The sequence below is a fragment of the Nostoc sp. LEGE 12447 genome (assembly GCF_015206985.1).
Lineage (GTDB): Bacteria > Cyanobacteriota > Cyanobacteriia > Cyanobacteriales > Nostocaceae > Nostoc.
On record NZ_JADEXT010000054.1, the window covers coordinates 1 to 16,410 of the forward strand.

Sequence of the window (16,410 nt, forward strand, 5' to 3'; positions counted from 1 at the left end):
TTCTTTAGTGTCGGCTGGGAGTTCTGCGCCTTGAATTAAAGCTTCTAATTGTGCCAGTAACTTGACAACATCCTCTTTAGTGAGCGATTCAGTGGCATCTGCACCAACTTGATTTTGTTGCGTTACTTGATTCCCATCACCCAGGACAGCCTGATTATTGTCCCCTTGCACTGCGCGGTTGTTATCACCTTGAACGTTGTTGACGTTGCCGCCTACAGAACCACCAACTGAAAATCCACCGGGGTTGTTTGTCATACTTCCTACCTCTTGTATTTGAGTATTTGAATAAATACTAGGGCGGTATAGTGCTGTTACCACCATATTTTTCAAATCGGTAATTATGTTATCTTTCTCAGCTATTAACTTTTGGACTTCTTGCTCTGCCAAAGCTTTTAGCTGATTATAAGTATCAAAATATTCTTTACTCAATTCAGACTTATCAGCCGTAGATGCGGTTTTTGCACGAAGCAGAAACTTATTTTGTCCCCGTTTCTCCATTGCCACAATTTCTAATTCAGCATCAGGGTGATTCTCTGCTAATTGTTTAAAGGAAATTGCGATCGCTCTTGGGTCAACCCCTTGGTTATGGTACAGGTCGAGGGTGTCAAAAATTGGTTTAATGAAATCACCGAACTCCCCATCTGCGAACACTTCTTTATTGTTATCAGGTTTACGAAGTGGATCAGGGTTCTCTTTTGTAGGGAGTCGCATATAAACGTATTCACACCGCACCCCATCAAATTTGGTGTCGGTGGTAATGCCCCAGTCTTGAATGTATGTCCCGGTGAGAGTAGCGCCTGTTAAATCAGTTCCATTAAGTTGTGCCTGTACTAGCTTCGCTCTGGATAAATCTGCATCTTTTAAATTCGCTTGGCTCAAGTCTGCACCAATAAAGCTGGCATCTACTAAATTGGCTCCTTGAAAATTTACTCCTCGCAAGTCGTCACGGTCAAAATTCTTGTCTTGTCCTTGTCCTGTCACTAAAACTTGACGCAATTGTGTTTTTTGCAGGTAAGTTGTTCCAGGGCGAACAAGGTCAAGTTTCTTAGTTTTGCTGAAGCAGGTACGAGTCAAGTTAGCTTTTCTTAAATCTGTACTTTTAAGTGTGGCGGCTGTGAAATTGGCATCAGTTAAGTTGGCATTGCGAAAGCTTGTACCACCGAAAGCTACAAAAGCAACAGTAATGTTCCGAATCAAAGAGTATTTCTTATCTCCCTTCATTGTTCTCCAAGCCATGTAAGCACTAAGTAAGGCTCCGGCTACGGCGAAGGCTCCGGCTCCGGCTCTGGCTCCGGTGAAGGCTACGGCGAAGGCTCCGGCTACGGCGAAGGTTCCGGCGAAGATTCCGGCTCCGGCTACGGCGAAGGCTACGGCGAAGGCTACGGCGAAGGCTACGGTTCCGGCGAAGATTCCGGCTCCGGCTACGGCGAAGGTTCCGGCTCCGGCTATGCCGAAGGCTTCGGCTACGGCGAAGGCTCCGGTTCCGGCTCCGGCTACGGCGAAGGTTCCGGCTCCGGCTGAGTTAAATCCTTGGCGAAGGATGATTAAAAAGACAAGAATGACTACTATTAAGGCAGTCCAGACCATAACCTTATCTTCTAGACTTGAACTGTTAAATCTTGAACTGTTAAATGTAAAAGCCACTATCACTTCAACCAAAACTGAGAAAAATCCAGAAACTCCAGACAGCAACCACGAAACACAGACTAAAAAAATAGCCCAACGCTTTTGCAACCCAGCAGTAGCATGACTAAAGTTTGCGTTCCTCAGATTCGCTCCTGTAAAATCTGCGCTACGAATATCCGCATAGCTAAAGTTTGCACCCTCAAGATTTTGACCTTTGAAAGAACGACCTCTGAGATTATGACCGGACAAGTCCTGGGGCATGGCTGCGTACTGTATACAAATTTCTTTTTGGATACAGATATATTATGAACAATTCCAGAATTTTAATGCTTTAAGTTGATTTTCTATTTCTAGCGTCAAAATTCACTCGGAAATTGCAAGTTATAAACACTTGGCTACGACGGGAGCGAACGCGGACTTTCGGCAAGAGGTAGACGAGAGATTGGGGGAAGAGAGCCTTCTTCAGCAGTCTGGCTCAAGCCACCAACAGAAAACCCCGGTGATGAACCGAGGGCTAATGTCTACTGTCTTAACTTTGTCTAGATGTCTGTCTTGTCTGTCCATTGCTGCATAAGGATTCTGTCTAATCCTGTCCGTTCTGTCCGTCTGTCTGATTTTCAGTGATTTCGATAGTCGTAGCATCTAGCCAGATGGCCAGACTGTTTTCAACTAACTCGTTAAACAATCGCTTCAATTCCTCCGAACTGAACCGTTGAGCCTTGGCTTTAAAGTTGGGCTGTATCTCAATAATGACTGCCGATGTTCGGGAAGTGCGCTCTGGGCGTGTTGCAGCAACGATTGGGCTAGTTAGGGATATAGAGATTTTGTACAAAAATAAACCCCACCAATATCCAACTTAATCCTTTCGCTATCCTCACCAATACATCATTCATTCACAATCAAGTTATAGTCTATATAACCAAGCATCGCCCCTCTTTTTATCGCCTCATAACTGTTCTTGACGTGCCATTTACTGTACAAATCGCTGGCGTAATGTTTGACTGTACTAACAGAGAGAAACATTTCTTTGGCAATCTGTTCAAAACCTAAACCCTGAGCCAGTAAACGCAGGACTTGTATTTGTCGTTCGGTGGGAGAGTCAAGCAAGTTTTTGTCAACGGAGTTGGGGTCAATATATCTATTTTTATCAAGGCTTTTTAACAGTTTTTTAGCCAGCTTCGGGTCAAGCAGGCATTCATCAGAGTAAGCTCTTTTGATGGCTAGTTCAATCAATTCTATATCAGCACTTTTGAGCATATAAGAATCAGCCCCATGACGAAAAGCTGACTTAATAAAGTCGGAATGAGTCTGATTAGTAAAAATCACCACTTTACTATTAGTTTTCCTTTTGATTGAGCTAGTCAGTTCTAAACCACTCATGTCGGGTAAGAGTAAATCAACTAACACAACATCAGGGTTGGTCTGTTCAATTAACTGAAAACCCAGCTTTCCACTGGTGGCATCACCAGTAACTTCTATATCTGGAGATTGTTCAATAGCACCTTTGATGCCCAAGAGTGTGAATGTTTCTGGTTCAACAATTACTATTTTCAGCATGATTTGATTAATCCTCTAATAATAAATGGCTGTTTATTCGGTTATTTCTTATTGGTGTCTAGCAGACACGTACTAGACACTTGGTGTCTGGGTCGTGTCTGGCGGTGTCTTTGCTGTATAAGGGTTTTGAGCTTTGGTGTCTGTGGTGTCCGGTGTCCAGTGTCCGCGAAAAAAGGGCGTTTTTGGGGCGAGACACTAGACACCGATGGCAGTCAAATTTGATTAAGCTTGATAACACCCTCGGCTATCCAGTCCGCCAATCCTGTCCCCACAATTTCATACATCCAGCCCTTGATTTGCTCTACAGTGAATCTCTCACCGTTCACTTTAAAGTTGCCCTTGAACTCTCTTACATCAGCTTCTATTCGCTCAGTTCTGGTGAGATATTCATACAGCTTTTGCGCCATTGGTGATAATTTATTAGGTTCATCTTGGGTGTCACCTGCTTTGTTACCAAGATTGAATTCCAGTTCATAAATGCGCTCTAAAGTAGCTTTATCGATGGTTGGCGGTTCATTACTGGTCACAGGTCTATCAAGCCTAAAATCAATTCGCTTCTGGTCTAACTTGGGCAGTTCAATATCAATCCATTGCCCATGCCCAGGTAGCTTAATCTTGCCCTGACCGCTAGCTTTAGCTTCTGTCGTGATTGGGTCAATAGTTGCGATTAGTTCTACTTCTAACAGTGCCGCATCCCGAAGTTTTGATAACCCTTTGGCTTTAGCTAAGATTTCCATTGTGCGGTCGTGAGCTACGAACAAAGGAATCATTAATTGTTTACGAGATTCTGTCATGGCACAGCGAAACCATTTACCAATAAAATCAGGGTCGGGCTTCCATTTTTCATCCTCACAATCGTCTGGCATTGGCTCAACAATGTTATCTGTCCATGTCGTAAATTCTTCACAGATAACTGATAGCATCTTGCCCGATGCTCTTAGGTTCTCCGTCCATTGTTCTTCAGTCATGCCGCTCTTGCGGTAATCTTCATAGCGCTGGCGCATTTCATCCATGTACCATTGCATGAATTCGGCTATTTCTTTGTAGCCGGTAATCAGCCGCACACCTCGCCATTCGACAATAGTGCCGTGCGGGTCAAGCGCTACGATGTTCCATCCGGCTTGTACTTTCTTCCAAATAATCTCTCTAGTAGTCCACGACTTACCCGCACCCATACCACCAAATATCAAAGTGGGGTAGCCGATGGTGTTGTTGATCCAGCGATATTTGTCACCAGGAGCGATTGCTTGGTTGTCTGCCCCAGTAACCTTGTCGTTGGGGTCAATCGTCCCTTGTAAAGTCTGACTCCCTTGCAAATAGGGCGTTTTCATCTCTCGCAGTTGCTTAATGTAATCTGCCTTCTGTTGCTCGGTCATCCCAGCCGTCTGCGCCTCAAAAATGGCATCAGTTGCCTCCATTTGGGTAACTTCAATTTCCGTGTGGGCGTAAATCTCGGCTTTTTGGATATCAACAGTGCGATCGTTGGCGATTAGATCCAAGTCAGCTTGTAGTTGAACTTCTGCGATCGCAACGTCTCGGTAACTCTCTAGTAGCTCGGAACGTGCGGCCATCTCTGCCTTTGCTGCATCCCGTTTTTGGGCGATGTCTTCAAAAACTGCTCTCTGCTTCTCCTCATCTTGACAATGGCGGAGCATCCACCCCGCAAGAGCAAACCCCAGGAATCCCCCAAACGCCCAAAACGGTTTGTATGGGTTAGTCGCTTTCACCAGTCCGTTTACCCCCATAACTGGGTTACGCACAATCTGAGTGGGCATTCCTTCTAGCTTCCACTGTGACCAATAAAAGGGGGTCATGCGAAATGGTCTGTTATTCTTGTCCTGACACACCAATGTTTTCTTTGGAGTTTTGACACAGAAATAAATTCTGTCGCTACTTGTTCCCTGCCACGCCATCGCCGCCGAGCTAATTCCCACAGTTAAACTAAGCCCAATTGCGACAGCTTTCTTGTCCATCGGCAACTGTCCGAACCACTTCATCAAACCCGATTGTTGCGACTCGGATAACTGTTTATGTTTGTCGGTTAAATAATTCATTTACCTCTTTTACCACCAAATAGAAAAAACATTAATATCGCTAGAAATATGCCCACTCCTGCACCATCCATCCAACTTGAAGATTCAGCAGTTTTTGGCTTATAAACCGACTCAATTGAAGTATTAGCAGTAATAGTAGAAGTTCTCGCTTCATTCCACTCACCCAACGGGTCGGAAAGCGCACACAATAACGCCAGTGATGCACTGCAACCAGTCATTAAATTAGTGACGAAATTATTGAACCCTTCACCTGTTGCAGTGGCAGTAAAATACAGGTGTGCAGTCCCCACAGCTAAGAACATTCCAACTGGGTGAACTTGCAATAGGTGAAAGGTGAAAATCACTGCCGAATTTAAGCAACTGCCAGCGACAATCTCACAGGCATTACCAGCACGTCTAAATGTCCGACCTCGGTTATTTTCTGGTAATGGTTGTGGCTGTTCTGGTTGTTGATGCTGATGTTGTTGTTGTGATTTCTGTGCCAGCCCTTCATGCAAAAAAGGGCTGACGCTATGAGGATCTTCATTTCGTTTCCTTACTAGCATCAGCCTGTGTCCTTTCAACTAATAGTTATCGGTCGCCTAACTTCTGCCACAAGTTACCTAACATCGCACCCCAACCGCGAACTGTTCCTGTTGCGGAAACACTTGATGCTGGTGCAGAAGTTTGGCTAGTAACTGGTATCACTTCTTGGGGTGTTTGATTTGGCTCCAGCGCCCGTGACCCATACCTCGCACGGGCTAAAAGTTGTTGGCGTTTCTCTCTTAATCCTGTAGTAATTGCTTGCCTTTCAGCTTGCACAACTTGCTTATTTTCTATGCTGCTGATTTTGTTTTCATGCCGCCAAAGTTCAGCTTGTAAATCTTGATGCAATTGGGCTGCAACTTCAGTTAAAGCGTGTTTACGTTTCTGGTCAATTCGCAACAAGTCGGCTCTATCTTGGGCATCTATTTTACTCAACTCTGAGTCAAATTCAGCGTTAAGTTTACGGATTTTACCAATTGCACCCGCAACATGAGAGCCGTATTGTTTACGAAGTTCAGTCCAAGTTACCTGACCTTTTGTTAGCTTCTCCATCGCCTCAAAGACCACCTTGGCGTTGTCCAAAAATGGCTCTAATCTGTCAGATAATTCTTGGGCATTATTCGCATAGTCGGCAAACTGTTCGAGCTTATTTATATCCGAAAGATAGCCCAGAATATCAGACTCAAATCCTCCCCATGCTTGTGCTTTTTCATCAATGTGTGAACTATGACCAACTACCGGATTACGTATTGCAAAGTCCATTGCGTTATTCTCCTAATAAGGGATGTAGTCATAGTCGATATTGCTGGATGATTGGGGCAACTTATCCCAGTAACCCATCTCTTCAAATCGGCTATAAATTCTCGTTGCCAGTTGCCTTAAGGGGTCGTCAAAATCTTCAGAGATTAAATCAAATCTGTTCTCACCAAACGCCAAGATATTTGCAATGTCCGCGTCAATCCCATTGCCCAAAAATTGACCAAATGCAGCAGAGTATGGATGCTCATCAATGGTTTCATGAGTTGCTAAGAATTCCGTTCCTGTGAGGGGTAAGTAAAGGCTGCAAAGAAAACTATTTATTTCGCGCTTCGTAGCTGTTGGGTTAAGAGCCTTAAATTGCTGGAGTTTCAAAGCATTATCAGTGAAAGAACAGCGTCCCCAATCGTTGGGATTTCTATAATCGAGTGCCATGCTGCTAAAATCCTTGTAACGATGTGTACTTGATGCACTTTCGAGTGGGGCGATTGCACTTACTTTGCTCGGTCAGGGCAATCGCTTCATCATCAGTTCTCACGAAATTCAACAAGTTCAAAAACCTCTCTCTGCACTTGGTTTTGGCTTAGTTCTTTTCTTCTGCCTTTCGAGTCATTGAAAATGAAAGGTGCATTGACTCGACAATTAGACTGGTGGCTGTAGCGCAGTTGTTGACCACGGAATTGGTACAGATGATTACGCTGTAAGGCTGTCGTTGAAAGCATAAGCTTGTCCCTAAACTTGGGAATAGAACTCGATATTTAGGATTGCTTCGTGAATCTCCATCAAGGCTTGGACAGCATCACCTATCTTTAAGTCATTCGATGTACTGAACTTTTCGGAGGCTTCAATTTGCTTGTAATTTGGAGATGCTTGCACAAACCTAAGAATCTGTTCGCAACCCAGGATAATGGTCATGATTTCGGTTGTTGTTAGCGATGGTTGTGTCTTTTGGGTGTCTTGGTGGCTCATGACTTGTTTCTCCTCCTTTGGGTTTTAACTGGTGTGGGTTGGGGTTCTGGGTCAGTGCTTGGGGCTTTTGGTTGAGCAGGCTTTTGCAGTACATAGCTGATTGCACCTCCACCCCCGATAGCTGCGGCAATGGTGAACATATTGTTTCTGCCAAACTGCTGGACTCCGAAATAGCCAAGGGCTAACGCTGCTGCTGTTGCTCCAATGCCTAAAACCGTGTTTCTAAATCTGGATTTGGTCATGCTGCCCCCTTGAAATTAGTGACCATTGCGCTAAGTGCTGATTTATTGGGCTGTGTAGATTGCACTGTTTCGGGTTTTGGTGATGCTTGCACATTGCCGTGTTGAAAAATCAGCTTCTCTACACCTGCTGATAATGCCTGTGTCGGTGCATCTTGGGGTAAATCAAAAATCTTGCACAATTCAATTACTGCTAGGTAGGAGATGGTTATACGCCGAGATTCGTAATTCATTGATTAGGCTACCTTTGATATTTGAGTTAATAGTTTCAACCCCAAGGCATTGATAAATTGGGGATTGTTCAAGACCACAAAGCCTAAACCGGCTAAGTTTTGATCCACCACTGGCAGCGAAACACCCCCACCCCAGGCGACAAGGTATTTAGCGCGGTCTAGATAATTGCCAGCAGTCACAAAGTTGGCGAATTTCTCAATCCTGTTACTCCACCACTCATCTAGACACTGGCTGTACTCGGTTTCAAACTTCTTGCCCGTGAGGTGGTTGCCGCCGTATGTGAAAGTGGCTTCGATAATTCCCTGGTTCACCAAGCTGGGCGAGTGCTTTACATCCTTGGACAGCAGACTTACTCGGTCGTTTCGCTTGTCGAGAGCTTCTGCAATCATGCTGTGCAGTTCACCTGCTCCACCTTCAATCAGGTGACGGTCTATGACTGCACCGCTACCGTTGAACACGGTTACAAGCCAAGTTGATGAACCGATATCGAGTGCGATCGCTAATTCTGAGGGGTCAAGTACCAGGGATGCTTCACCAAATAAGCAGTGAGCGATGCTTCCGAATCCTTCGGGATAAATGCCTGTGACTATGATTTCAACTGTCTTGGTAACAATGGAACGGGTTACAGGGTGCAGATGTTCAAAGGTGTGAGTCCCTTCGACTCGGCGTTTAATCTCTTGGCCCCAGCGTTCGGGGTTGTGGTTGCTCAAACTAATCGAAAGTTTGACCCTATCGGGAATATTCAGAACTGATAAGTCTGCAAGGATGCTTTCTAGTGCCAGTTCTGCTTTTTTCGCTTTGTCCTCGTGTAACAGGGTGTGGTCACTTTGAGCGATCGCTGCACTGCCCCAAAAGAATTGAACATCTTTTAAGTCCAGGCGAGAACCTTCTACATACCGCACCCAGCAGCCATCTTTTGAGATGGTTTCGTGGTGCATGATATTGCGGTTGCGAACAAGTGAGTATACGGCTGGCATCATGATCGAAAAATCACCGATGATTGCCTTGCCGTACCCTGCACCTGAATCTTTTCCGGCGATAAGGTCAGTTAGCCCAGATTTGGCTAACAAGTCTGCTTGAACGAGCCAATTTTTGGCATTGGAATATATAGCTGTCATGGTTCAGATGATTGTTAAAGTCTTGTTTTTTCTGGCTTGGCGTTGATTTTTAGTCAAATCTAGACAAATCCAGATATCCAGTTAGGGGCTTGCCATCACTTCGCTTTCCGGCTTCTATCACCTCTGTTCTGCGTCGTTTTTTGGCTTGCTAATGTTATGCTAACGCAATATTGCGCTGTTGCAACAGCGTGTTAAATGATGTTTTGTTATTGCAACAGTAAAATGAAGCAATAAATCTTATGAGTAATGGCATGGGGAGACGTAATAATCCAGACTATTCACAAATAACCGCTTTAATATCAAAAGATATAGCTAAAAAGTTTCGCCTCTACTGCACGGATCAGGAAATTCAGATTACAGACGCGGTTGAAGAAGCAATTAAAGAGTATCTGAGTAAAAGAGGTGTCTCACTAACTTGATGTTGCAACATTGCGCTAAAATCGCTGTGAAGCTGAAAAGCGATCGCAGAACATAAACAGACTAATCAAAACAAACCAGTATGACGATGACTATATAAAACGTTTGATACTGCCTGCACTGGATAAAGAGTCTAATAAATGGCTATTAGTTCAGAAATGCAGTGTCAAGCATTAGTATCAGTACAGCCCGTATTAATTTCACATAATTAATTTTGATGCTGCCAATGTTAGCCGTGAAAGACCCACAAAGCGATTTTCAACTCCCCCTGCATAACGAAGCAGCATTAAAGTGGATTAGGGAGACGAAAAATTACTACTCCACTGTTGCTCTAGCAGTTGGTGGTACTGCGCTGGTATCTGGCAGCTTCATTAATCCGGCTGCCTGGGCTGCTTTTGCATTGGCTTACAAACCGTTGGTGATCATTCAAAAACTTGCACGGTTGGAAAAATTAACCGACCTACTTTTACAAGAGTTTAAAAGCCAGGGGATAGAAATCTTTCCATTTCCGGGAGGAGAGAAAAACCCTATTGACTTGTTTATTAGATTTCCACGAACAACTCACCTGTTTATCTCCATTCGTTCGATAGGAGATAGGGAGGTAGTCTACAACGAAGCCAGGGAAGCTTTACAACTCAGAAAGAAGGATAAGAATGGTTTGACAACCTGGAAACCTTGTCCACTACTTGAGTTGGCTGATTACGAAAAGTGGCTTAACAAAAACAGAGACTTGTTCGCAATGTCTTCTCGTGAAGCTACAAAAACGCCAACAGCAAAAGTTTTAGCCCTATGGCCTCCTACTAGAGCGGCTTCAAATCTCAATGAACATTTATATTCGTCCGTGGGAAGTATGAGAATTCTGGCTCTTAGGAGAAAAGGTACTATGTTTGTGATTCAAGAGGGGGAAGTAATCGAGTTTGTTAGGGCTTGGTTAGCCCAATACAAATAGGCTAAAAGTTGAAAACCCCTTCGTCCAGTGTGGACAACGGGGCTTTCAAAATTAATTCCATTGGAATTGGGGATTGGGTTTCGCAGCCTAATTAGTATCCCTAATAGTAATTTTATCTTACACGATCAGGTGTAAAGCCAATGTAATACTGGCTCACCAGATGTAAAGAGTGTTTCAAGAATTTTAGCAAAGCCTGATTTTTGAACGTTTGTACTAGAAAATTACTGCCACGGGATAGCTCCAATTCCTCCACTACATACACATACTGGAGGATTTGTAAAGTGTCAAAAAAACAGCTATTTCATACTGATACTACCAGCAAGCTGCTATTCGCAACTATTGCTAACGCTTGCCCCCACTGCGGTAAACCAGACTGGTGCTACTCAATCTTGTCTTTTACAGTCTGCGATCGCGATCGCTTTCATCAGCCTAACTATGCACTGGCTCAACCGAAACAATGGCCAACTTATGTATTAAGCAATTGTCAAAAATTAAATAATGTTCAAGGAGGTATCGCGTAATGGTTGCACAATTCTCCAATCAACAAGCACTCGCCTCCTTTGATATTCGCAATTTTGTAGACCAGTTAGAACCAGCCAGAGAGAAAAATAAATACATCTGCCCAGTTTGTGGCGGGAATGACTTATCTATTGTCCCAGAAACCGGGAAGTACAGATGCTTCAATAATTGTGAGTGTAAGGACATCAGAGAGGCGATTAAACCTTGGGCTGAAGTGGTGGCAGAAAGGGCAGGGGCTAATTACACTCCATCCCTAAACCGTTTGGCTGCGAAGCCCAAGAGAATCTTGCCCAAAAGTGCGCCAATTCCAGATGGTGAATTAGCACTGGTGATGTTGACCCAAGCGGCGACTGACATACCCCAAACTCAAAACATAACTTGCAAACTACCAAAGGGAATACCAGGGAATGCAACACAAACAATCTATCCTTACTCACAAACCCAATGGGTAATTCGCTATGAATGGGCGGATTACATCAAAGAGAAGGGAAAAGATAAATCTTTCCGCCAATGGCACAGGCTTCCAGATGGCACTCCAGAGATGAGAAAAGGGGATGAACCCTGGAAAGCTTACCGCATTGATGAAGCGATCGCCGCTAGTAAATTGATGCAGGGAACCCCGGCACTGCTCCAGCATGAAGGTGAGGGATGCGTAGAAGTTGGTCGGTCACATGGTCTTGCTGGGATTACGTTTCAGGGCAGTGGATGGGATAAAAAAACCATCACCCCAGAATATCAACTCCTGAAGGAATCAGGCATAGGATTAATTGTTTTTCTGCATGATGCCGATGACACTGGGCTGAAAAAACTCCAGACCTGCCAAGAGTGCGCCGCAGAGGTGGGAATCGCATTGATCGGAATTAACCCTCACGACATCTGCCCCGATTTACCATATAAGTCAAGTGACATCAAAGAAATCTTGGGGCAGATGGAAGTACCAGAGTTTATCCGCAAATTAGAGGAGCAGATTCACGCAGCAGTAGCGGAACGGCAAGAAATAGAAGCTAGTGTGTCCAGCGTCCAGGGCGATGAGACTGTAGGGACGAACTTCACCCAGCAAGCTTTTCATGCCTTATATACAGATAAGCACTGGATTACTATTGACGACGAACTTTATTTTCACACTGGAAGCTACTACAAATTATCTCCAGATTCCAAAGAAAAGAAACGCATTACTGATTTCTGCGATTCCTACTCAATTGAAGATGCAAATGGTAAAAAGACTTATCCCTATGCAACGCCAAATTGGGTTGGAAAGGTTCTTGAGTGGGCGAAACTACGAACAGGAATTGACCCAGAATTAGTTAACCCTCCCGGAACAAACTGTACTAATGGAGTCCTGAAAATTCTTTGGGATAAAAAAGATTTCACTATTGAACTAAAACCACACACACCAGAGGATTATTACACTTATAAGCCATTAGTTGCATACGACCCTGACGCAGATGATACCTATTGTGAGCAATTATTATCATGTTTGGATAAGCCACAACAAGAGATATTTATAAGGATTGTAGCCGCATCACTTGACTTAGAAACTGTTAGAAAATTCAAGGGTAGGCAGGTAAGAGCATTATTAGCAGTTGGGCTAGGTTCTAACGGTAAAGATGCTTTACGTAGATGTTTGTCTGCTATTTATGGGGAAGAGAAAGCCTTTACATCGGTTCCCCTGACTGACTTCCAGCTATACGATGAAGGTAGAAAATTTAATTTACATCCATTAATGGGTAGTCGGGTTAACTGGGCATCAGAAAATGCCCAAACTTGTAGAATTGATAGAATTCAAAGTTTAAAGCTTTTCATCACTGGGGACAAATTACACTATGAACGCAAGGGGAAAGACCATACAGAATTTAACCCTAATGGAATAGGTATTTTTAATTTGAACGAAACCCCAGCTATTCAGGGTGTATTGAAAGCAATTGAAGATAGAATTGCCGTTTTGGAATTCAGAAAGACTTTTACCGAGAACCCAGACCCTAATAATCCAAACGAAATAAAGGCTGATTCTCGATTTGTTTATGACCTGGATTTTATTAAATCTAACGTTGCCCCAGCATTTCTAAATCGAATGATAAAAGGGCTGAGGGATTTAATGGAACAAGGCATAGATTATAGTTGCACTTCTGATGCTTTTCGCAACCTTCAGAAAGAGAACAATCATCTTTTTGAATTCATTGAATCCACAAACATAGGGTACGTGGAAGGTGGAGAAATAGCAGTAAACGCTCTGTGGTCGAGGTTGGAGCAGTGGTACATCCAGTCCGGGACATTAACTATGGACTCTGACGGCAACCGTAGGACATGGATAGACCAAGCCCGACCCAGCGACAAGAATGTTAAGGGAGCGAACCAAGTTTCCCCAAGATTTTTACAACTTTTCCCCAAGGCAGTCAAAGGCACTAGGTACTGCAACGTTGCGAAAAAAGACATTCCTATACTCAAAGGGATTGGAATTATCGAAGTTACCCGACCCAGTTTGACCGAAACCCGACCCAGTTACGACCCAGTTGCCGACCCAGAAACCCAGCTACAGCAAGCATCCCGACCCACCCGACCCACTTTTTCTAACTTTCAAGAAAGTAACACTGAAAAGGAAGATATGAAAATTCAATTGCCTTCTCCTCCAGTGCAAAATAGGGAGTATCCCCCCGTAACTGGGTCGGGTGGGTCGGAAGTCTTGCCCAGCAATGATTCTTGCCCCGGTGAGTGGGTCGTAACTGGGTCGGAAGTCTTAGCAACTGGGTCGGGTCAGCCAGAGGATGAGGAAGTTGAACTACTGGATGAGCCAATCTCGCTCTTTCAGTTTGAGAATGAAGGCGGCAACGTTGCAGGGTTTGTTGGTTGTCAAGTTGAAGTGCGATCGCTCGGTGTCAAATTCAAGTTTTCTGGTGAGATGGTTAGTTACGACCCCAGAAACGGAATTGTGACTGTGGCAACTGAGCAGGGCAACCGAGATGCGATTTTATGTGAGGCGTTTGTAATTGGCTGATTATAAGTGTTGGATAAGTTGGCGCAAGTAAACGGGGAACATGAGGCAAAATTTTAGTTGTCTCTCTAGGCATGATCGCAAACTTGATTTTTAACTTTTGTAAATGCTTATGCCAGTTGCAGTAATAAGAAAATCTTAGCCGTCTGTCGCTACTAATATCCCGCTTACGGTAGCTTCCTTACTCTCTCTATCTCCTGCTGAACCATTTGGTGATAATTAATACTTGCGGTTTCTGGTTCTAGTTCTGGTTCTAGTTCTAGTTCTGGTTCTGGTGGTAAACCTAGTAGTTGGCGAAAGTCCTCATTATACAAAGCCTCTTTCCAAGATTTAGCAGCTTTGACTTGTTCTACTTCTAGAAAACTGGCACAACTGAGGTTAGCATGACTGAGGTTAGCATGACTGAGGTTAGCACGACTGAGGTTAGCATGACTGAGGTTAGCACGACTGAGGTTAGCATGACTGAGGTTAGCATGACTAAGGTCAGCACCACTCAGGTCAGCATCGCTCAGGTCGGCATCGCTCAGGTCAGCACCGCTCAGGTCGGCAACAAAGAGTTGGGCATTAGTGAGGCGGGCATTCCAAAGGATAGCACCGTTGAAGTTAGTATTCCATAACAAGGCATTCCAAAGGATGGCACCGTTGAGGTTAGCACCACTGAGGTTGGCATCATTGAGGTTGGCATCATTGAGGTTGGCACCCATGAGGTTAGCACCTTTGAGGTTGGCACGGGTGAGGTCGGCATTACTGAGGTGACTATTCCAGAGGATGGCATCACTGAGGTTAGCACCTTTGAGGTTAGCGTTCTTGAGGTTAGCACGATAGAGGTTGGCTTTCTCTAAGTTAATTTCCTGTAAAACTGCTCTTTCACATGACAGTCCTGCGAAAGATACTTTTTGTCTGTTTAGGTCTTCTAGGGCTTGCTTCCTTGCGCCGCTAACCTCTTCACCTTTAGCTAAATGTATTATCTGCCAAGCTTGGTATTGCTCTTGCCTTTTTCGCTGTGGGGCTTCCATAACCCATTTTACAAATGCAAAAGCGCCAGTTATTAAAACACCTTTCTCTATAAGAGTTAGAAAACTATTCTTTAATAATTCATTTCGTTTGATTGGCGTAACTTCGTTAAAAAACCAAAGCCACCATTCCATTACTGACCATCTATGTTGAGGGTAGGCAGGAAGGAATTCTGCCTTATTTTTTTTATAACTTTCAAATAATTGACGATAGTCATTGACTGGTTTCTTAAACCTTGTTGCTTCCTCCTGCAATATGATTTCACGAAGTAGCGGGTCATTTTCGTTGCTAATGCGCTCTAACCCTACGCGTAGGTTTTCCCAACCTTTTGGTATTTGTTTTTTACTTACATTAACAGGCTTAGACAAAGAAATTATACAAGATGAGGCATATATTATTAGTGCTATAGAACCTGGAATAGCCCATACTTTAGGATTTTTTTTTACTCTGTCTACTTGCTGCTGGAATTTTTTAAAGAGTTTCTTTGAATCAACACCCATAAAGTAACTTTTTTTAGAGATTATAAAAATAATCATAAAAGCTTCTCTATCATTTTTTGGCAAGTTAGTAAATCAAAAAGGCTTTCTGTAATTCTTATCTACTACGTGTTGCATCTATCCAGTGCAGTTATTCTTGCATTCTTTTATAGGAAAATCTGCATATCTAATGCAAGCTCTAAGTGTTACTGGGTAAGGATTTAGAGGTATCAGTCATTGTTGAAAATTTGCACAAAAGGCAACCAAGTAACAATTAGGACTAAACCAGTTCAATAACCCTACTGTGTAAGGGTTGTAGTCATTTGCTGCTGTTTAGAACAACAAAGGTGTGATCGCTCAGTGGGTCAGTCAAGTTTGCAGGTGAGATGGTTAGCTATGACCCCAAGAATGGAATTGTGACTGTGACCACTGAGCAGGGCAACCGAGATGCGATTTTATGTGAAGCGTTTGTAGTTGGCTGAGGCAGATGTTAATAGTTATTTATCTTTTGGACACTTCCGTTCAATCATTTTGTCGGCAGTTTGATAAAAATTAACATCTAAGTGAGGTGAAATTTGTTCTGCTCCATCAATGCCGTAGAGGGTAACAATCAGATCAATAAGTTTGTTACTTGCATTTTTTTCAGATTCCTCACGGCTTCTGCCGCCAGCTTCCCTCCAGTCACAGTATTTATTTGCATAAAAAGCTGCAAATCCCCCTAAATCTTCTTGTGTTATTTGCGAAGGTGATTTCTTTTGTGGTTGAGATTGGGAAACTGTTTGAGATTTAAGGGTAGTGGGCTTTACACCGCACATTGCACCTAGATCAATCAAGCCACCTTGACTACTTTCGATAAAACAGAGAGGTACTTCTTGTGCATTTGCACTTCCGGCTGTTAATAATCCAGTGACTATAGTGAAAGCTGCAATTTTTTTGAAGAGCATATTTTTTGACATCTGTGATGCTTT

Annotated in this window: 18 protein-coding genes; 4 read left to right on the forward strand and 14 right to left on the reverse strand. The window is 43.6% G+C overall.

Features of this window, described 5'->3' with window-relative positions:
* The 12 genes from IQ274_RS37585 to IQ274_RS31540 all read right to left on the reverse strand — a co-directional run.
* Positions 1-1,887 (reverse strand): pentapeptide repeat-containing protein (locus IQ274_RS37585; protein WP_194144591.1); only part of this gene is annotated, 1,887 nt, incomplete at its 3' end.
* Positions 1,888-2,209: 322 nt separating this feature from the next.
* A complete protein-coding gene (locus tag IQ274_RS31490) occupies positions 2,210-2,458 on the reverse strand; it encodes a hypothetical protein (RefSeq protein WP_194144592.1) in 249 nt (82 codons plus the stop codon).
* Positions 2,459-2,511: 53 nt separating this feature from the next.
* A complete protein-coding gene (locus IQ274_RS31495; RefSeq protein WP_194144593.1) occupies positions 2,512-3,183 on the reverse strand; it encodes a response regulator in 672 nt (223 codons plus the stop codon).
* A 212-nt stretch (positions 3,184-3,395) separates the two neighbouring features.
* Positions 3,396-5,237 (reverse strand): hypothetical protein, encoded by a 1,842-nt coding sequence (locus IQ274_RS31500; protein WP_194144594.1) that lies wholly within the window; start codon positions 5,235-5,237, stop codon positions 3,396-3,398.
* A complete protein-coding gene (locus IQ274_RS31505; protein WP_194144595.1) occupies positions 5,234-5,782 on the reverse strand; it encodes a hypothetical protein in 549 nt (182 codons plus the stop codon). The genes IQ274_RS31500 and IQ274_RS31505 overlap by 4 nt, the downstream gene beginning before the upstream one ends.
* Before the next feature lie 25 nt (positions 5,783-5,807).
* A complete protein-coding gene (locus IQ274_RS31510) occupies positions 5,808-6,524 on the reverse strand; it encodes a hypothetical protein (protein ID WP_194144596.1) in 717 nt (238 codons plus the stop codon).
* A gap of 12 nt (positions 6,525-6,536) precedes the next feature.
* A complete protein-coding gene (locus IQ274_RS31515; protein WP_194144597.1) occupies positions 6,537-6,953 on the reverse strand; it encodes a hypothetical protein in 417 nt (138 codons plus the stop codon).
* Positions 6,954-7,045: 92 nt separating this feature from the next.
* Positions 7,046-7,240: a hypothetical protein gene (locus tag IQ274_RS31520; protein WP_194144598.1), complete on the reverse strand. Its 195-nt coding sequence runs from the start codon at positions 7,238-7,240 to the stop codon at positions 7,046-7,048.
* A 10-nt stretch (positions 7,241-7,250) separates the two neighbouring features.
* Positions 7,251-7,487 carry a hypothetical protein gene (locus tag IQ274_RS31525; protein WP_194144599.1) on the reverse strand — a complete coding sequence of 79 codons (237 nt, stop codon included), beginning with the start codon at positions 7,485-7,487 and terminating at the stop codon, positions 7,251-7,253.
* The gene (locus IQ274_RS31530) at positions 7,484-7,729 is read right to left on the reverse strand and encodes a hypothetical protein (protein ID WP_194144600.1); all 246 of its coding nucleotides are present in this window, start codon (positions 7,727-7,729) and stop codon (positions 7,484-7,486) included. Before IQ274_RS31530 ends, IQ274_RS31525 begins: the two co-directional genes overlap by 4 nt.
* Entirely contained in the window at positions 7,726-7,959 is a 234-nt protein-coding gene (locus IQ274_RS31535; RefSeq protein WP_194144601.1) for a hypothetical protein, read from the reverse strand. Before IQ274_RS31535 ends, IQ274_RS31530 begins: the two co-directional genes overlap by 4 nt.
* Positions 7,960-7,962: 3 nt before the next feature.
* On the reverse strand, positions 7,963-9,078 hold the full coding sequence (locus IQ274_RS31540; protein WP_194144602.1) for a ParM/StbA family protein: 1,116 nt from the start codon (positions 9,076-9,078) through the stop codon (positions 7,963-7,965).
* 239 nt (positions 9,079-9,317) lie between these two features.
* Between IQ274_RS31540 and IQ274_RS31545 the strand changes: the two genes are divergently transcribed.
* From IQ274_RS31545 to IQ274_RS31560, 4 genes are all read left to right on the forward strand, one after another.
* Positions 9,318-9,497 carry a hypothetical protein gene (locus tag IQ274_RS31545; protein ID WP_179076071.1) on the forward strand — a complete coding sequence of 60 codons (180 nt, stop codon included), beginning with the start codon at positions 9,318-9,320 and terminating at the stop codon, positions 9,495-9,497.
* Between the two features lie 224 nt (positions 9,498-9,721).
* Positions 9,722-10,444 carry a hypothetical protein gene (locus tag IQ274_RS31550; RefSeq protein ID WP_190884685.1) on the forward strand — a complete coding sequence of 241 codons (723 nt, stop codon included), beginning with the start codon at positions 9,722-9,724 and terminating at the stop codon, positions 10,442-10,444.
* Between the two features lie 281 nt (positions 10,445-10,725).
* Entirely contained in the window at positions 10,726-10,965 is a 240-nt protein-coding gene (locus tag IQ274_RS31555) for a hypothetical protein (RefSeq protein WP_194144603.1), read from the forward strand.
* On the forward strand, positions 10,965-13,955 hold the full coding sequence (locus tag IQ274_RS31560; protein ID WP_194144604.1) for a DUF5906 domain-containing protein: 2,991 nt from the start codon (positions 10,965-10,967) through the stop codon (positions 13,953-13,955). Before IQ274_RS31555 ends, IQ274_RS31560 begins: the two co-directional genes overlap by 1 nt.
* A 164-nt stretch (positions 13,956-14,119) precedes the next feature.
* Here the strand turns inward: IQ274_RS31560 and IQ274_RS31565 are convergent, their stop codons facing one another.
* Together IQ274_RS31565 and IQ274_RS31570 are read right to left on the reverse strand one after the other, a co-directional pair.
* Positions 14,120-15,334 carry a pentapeptide repeat-containing protein gene (locus tag IQ274_RS31565; protein ID WP_228058495.1) on the reverse strand — a complete coding sequence of 405 codons (1,215 nt, stop codon included), beginning with the start codon at positions 15,332-15,334 and terminating at the stop codon, positions 14,120-14,122.
* 605 nt (positions 15,335-15,939) lie between these two features.
* A complete protein-coding gene (locus IQ274_RS31570; protein WP_194144606.1) occupies positions 15,940-16,386 on the reverse strand; it encodes a hypothetical protein in 447 nt (148 codons plus the stop codon).
* Between the last annotated feature and the right edge of the window lie 24 nt (positions 16,387-16,410).

Excerpts from the sequence above, each read along its gene's own strand:
- IQ274_RS31495 (WP_194144593.1), bottom strand. The coding sequence starts at position 3,183 with ATGCTGAAAATAGTAATTGTTGAACCAGAAACATTCACACTCTTGGGC.
- IQ274_RS31500 (WP_194144594.1), bottom strand. The coding sequence starts at position 5,237 with ATGAATTATTTAACCGACAAACATAAACAGTTATCCGAGTCGCAACAA.
- IQ274_RS31505 (WP_194144595.1), bottom strand. The coding sequence starts at position 5,782 with ATGCTAGTAAGGAAACGAAATGAAGATCCTCATAGCGTCAGCCCTTTT.
- IQ274_RS31510 (WP_194144596.1), bottom strand. The coding sequence starts at position 6,524 with ATGGACTTTGCAATACGTAATCCGGTAGTTGGTCATAGTTCACACATT.
- IQ274_RS31515 (WP_194144597.1), bottom strand. The coding sequence starts at position 6,953 with ATGGCACTCGATTATAGAAATCCCAACGATTGGGGACGCTGTTCTTTC.
- IQ274_RS31520 (WP_194144598.1), bottom strand. The coding sequence starts at position 7,240 with ATGCTTTCAACGACAGCCTTACAGCGTAATCATCTGTACCAATTCCGT.
- IQ274_RS31525 (WP_194144599.1), bottom strand. The coding sequence starts at position 7,487 with ATGAGCCACCAAGACACCCAAAAGACACAACCATCGCTAACAACAACC.
- IQ274_RS31530 (WP_194144600.1), bottom strand. The coding sequence starts at position 7,729 with ATGACCAAATCCAGATTTAGAAACACGGTTTTAGGCATTGGAGCAACA.
- IQ274_RS31535 (WP_194144601.1), bottom strand. The coding sequence starts at position 7,959 with ATGAATTACGAATCTCGGCGTATAACCATCTCCTACCTAGCAGTAATT.
- IQ274_RS31540 (WP_194144602.1), bottom strand. The coding sequence starts at position 9,078 with ATGACAGCTATATATTCCAATGCCAAAAATTGGCTCGTTCAAGCAGAC.
- IQ274_RS31545 (WP_179076071.1), top strand. The coding sequence starts at position 9,318 with ATGAGTAATGGCATGGGGAGACGTAATAATCCAGACTATTCACAAATA.
- IQ274_RS31550 (WP_190884685.1), top strand. The coding sequence starts at position 9,722 with ATGTTAGCCGTGAAAGACCCACAAAGCGATTTTCAACTCCCCCTGCAT.
- IQ274_RS31560 (WP_194144604.1), top strand. The coding sequence starts at position 10,965 with ATGGTTGCACAATTCTCCAATCAACAAGCACTCGCCTCCTTTGATATT.
- IQ274_RS31570 (WP_194144606.1), bottom strand. The coding sequence starts at position 16,386 with ATGCTCTTCAAAAAAATTGCAGCTTTCACTATAGTCACTGGATTATTA.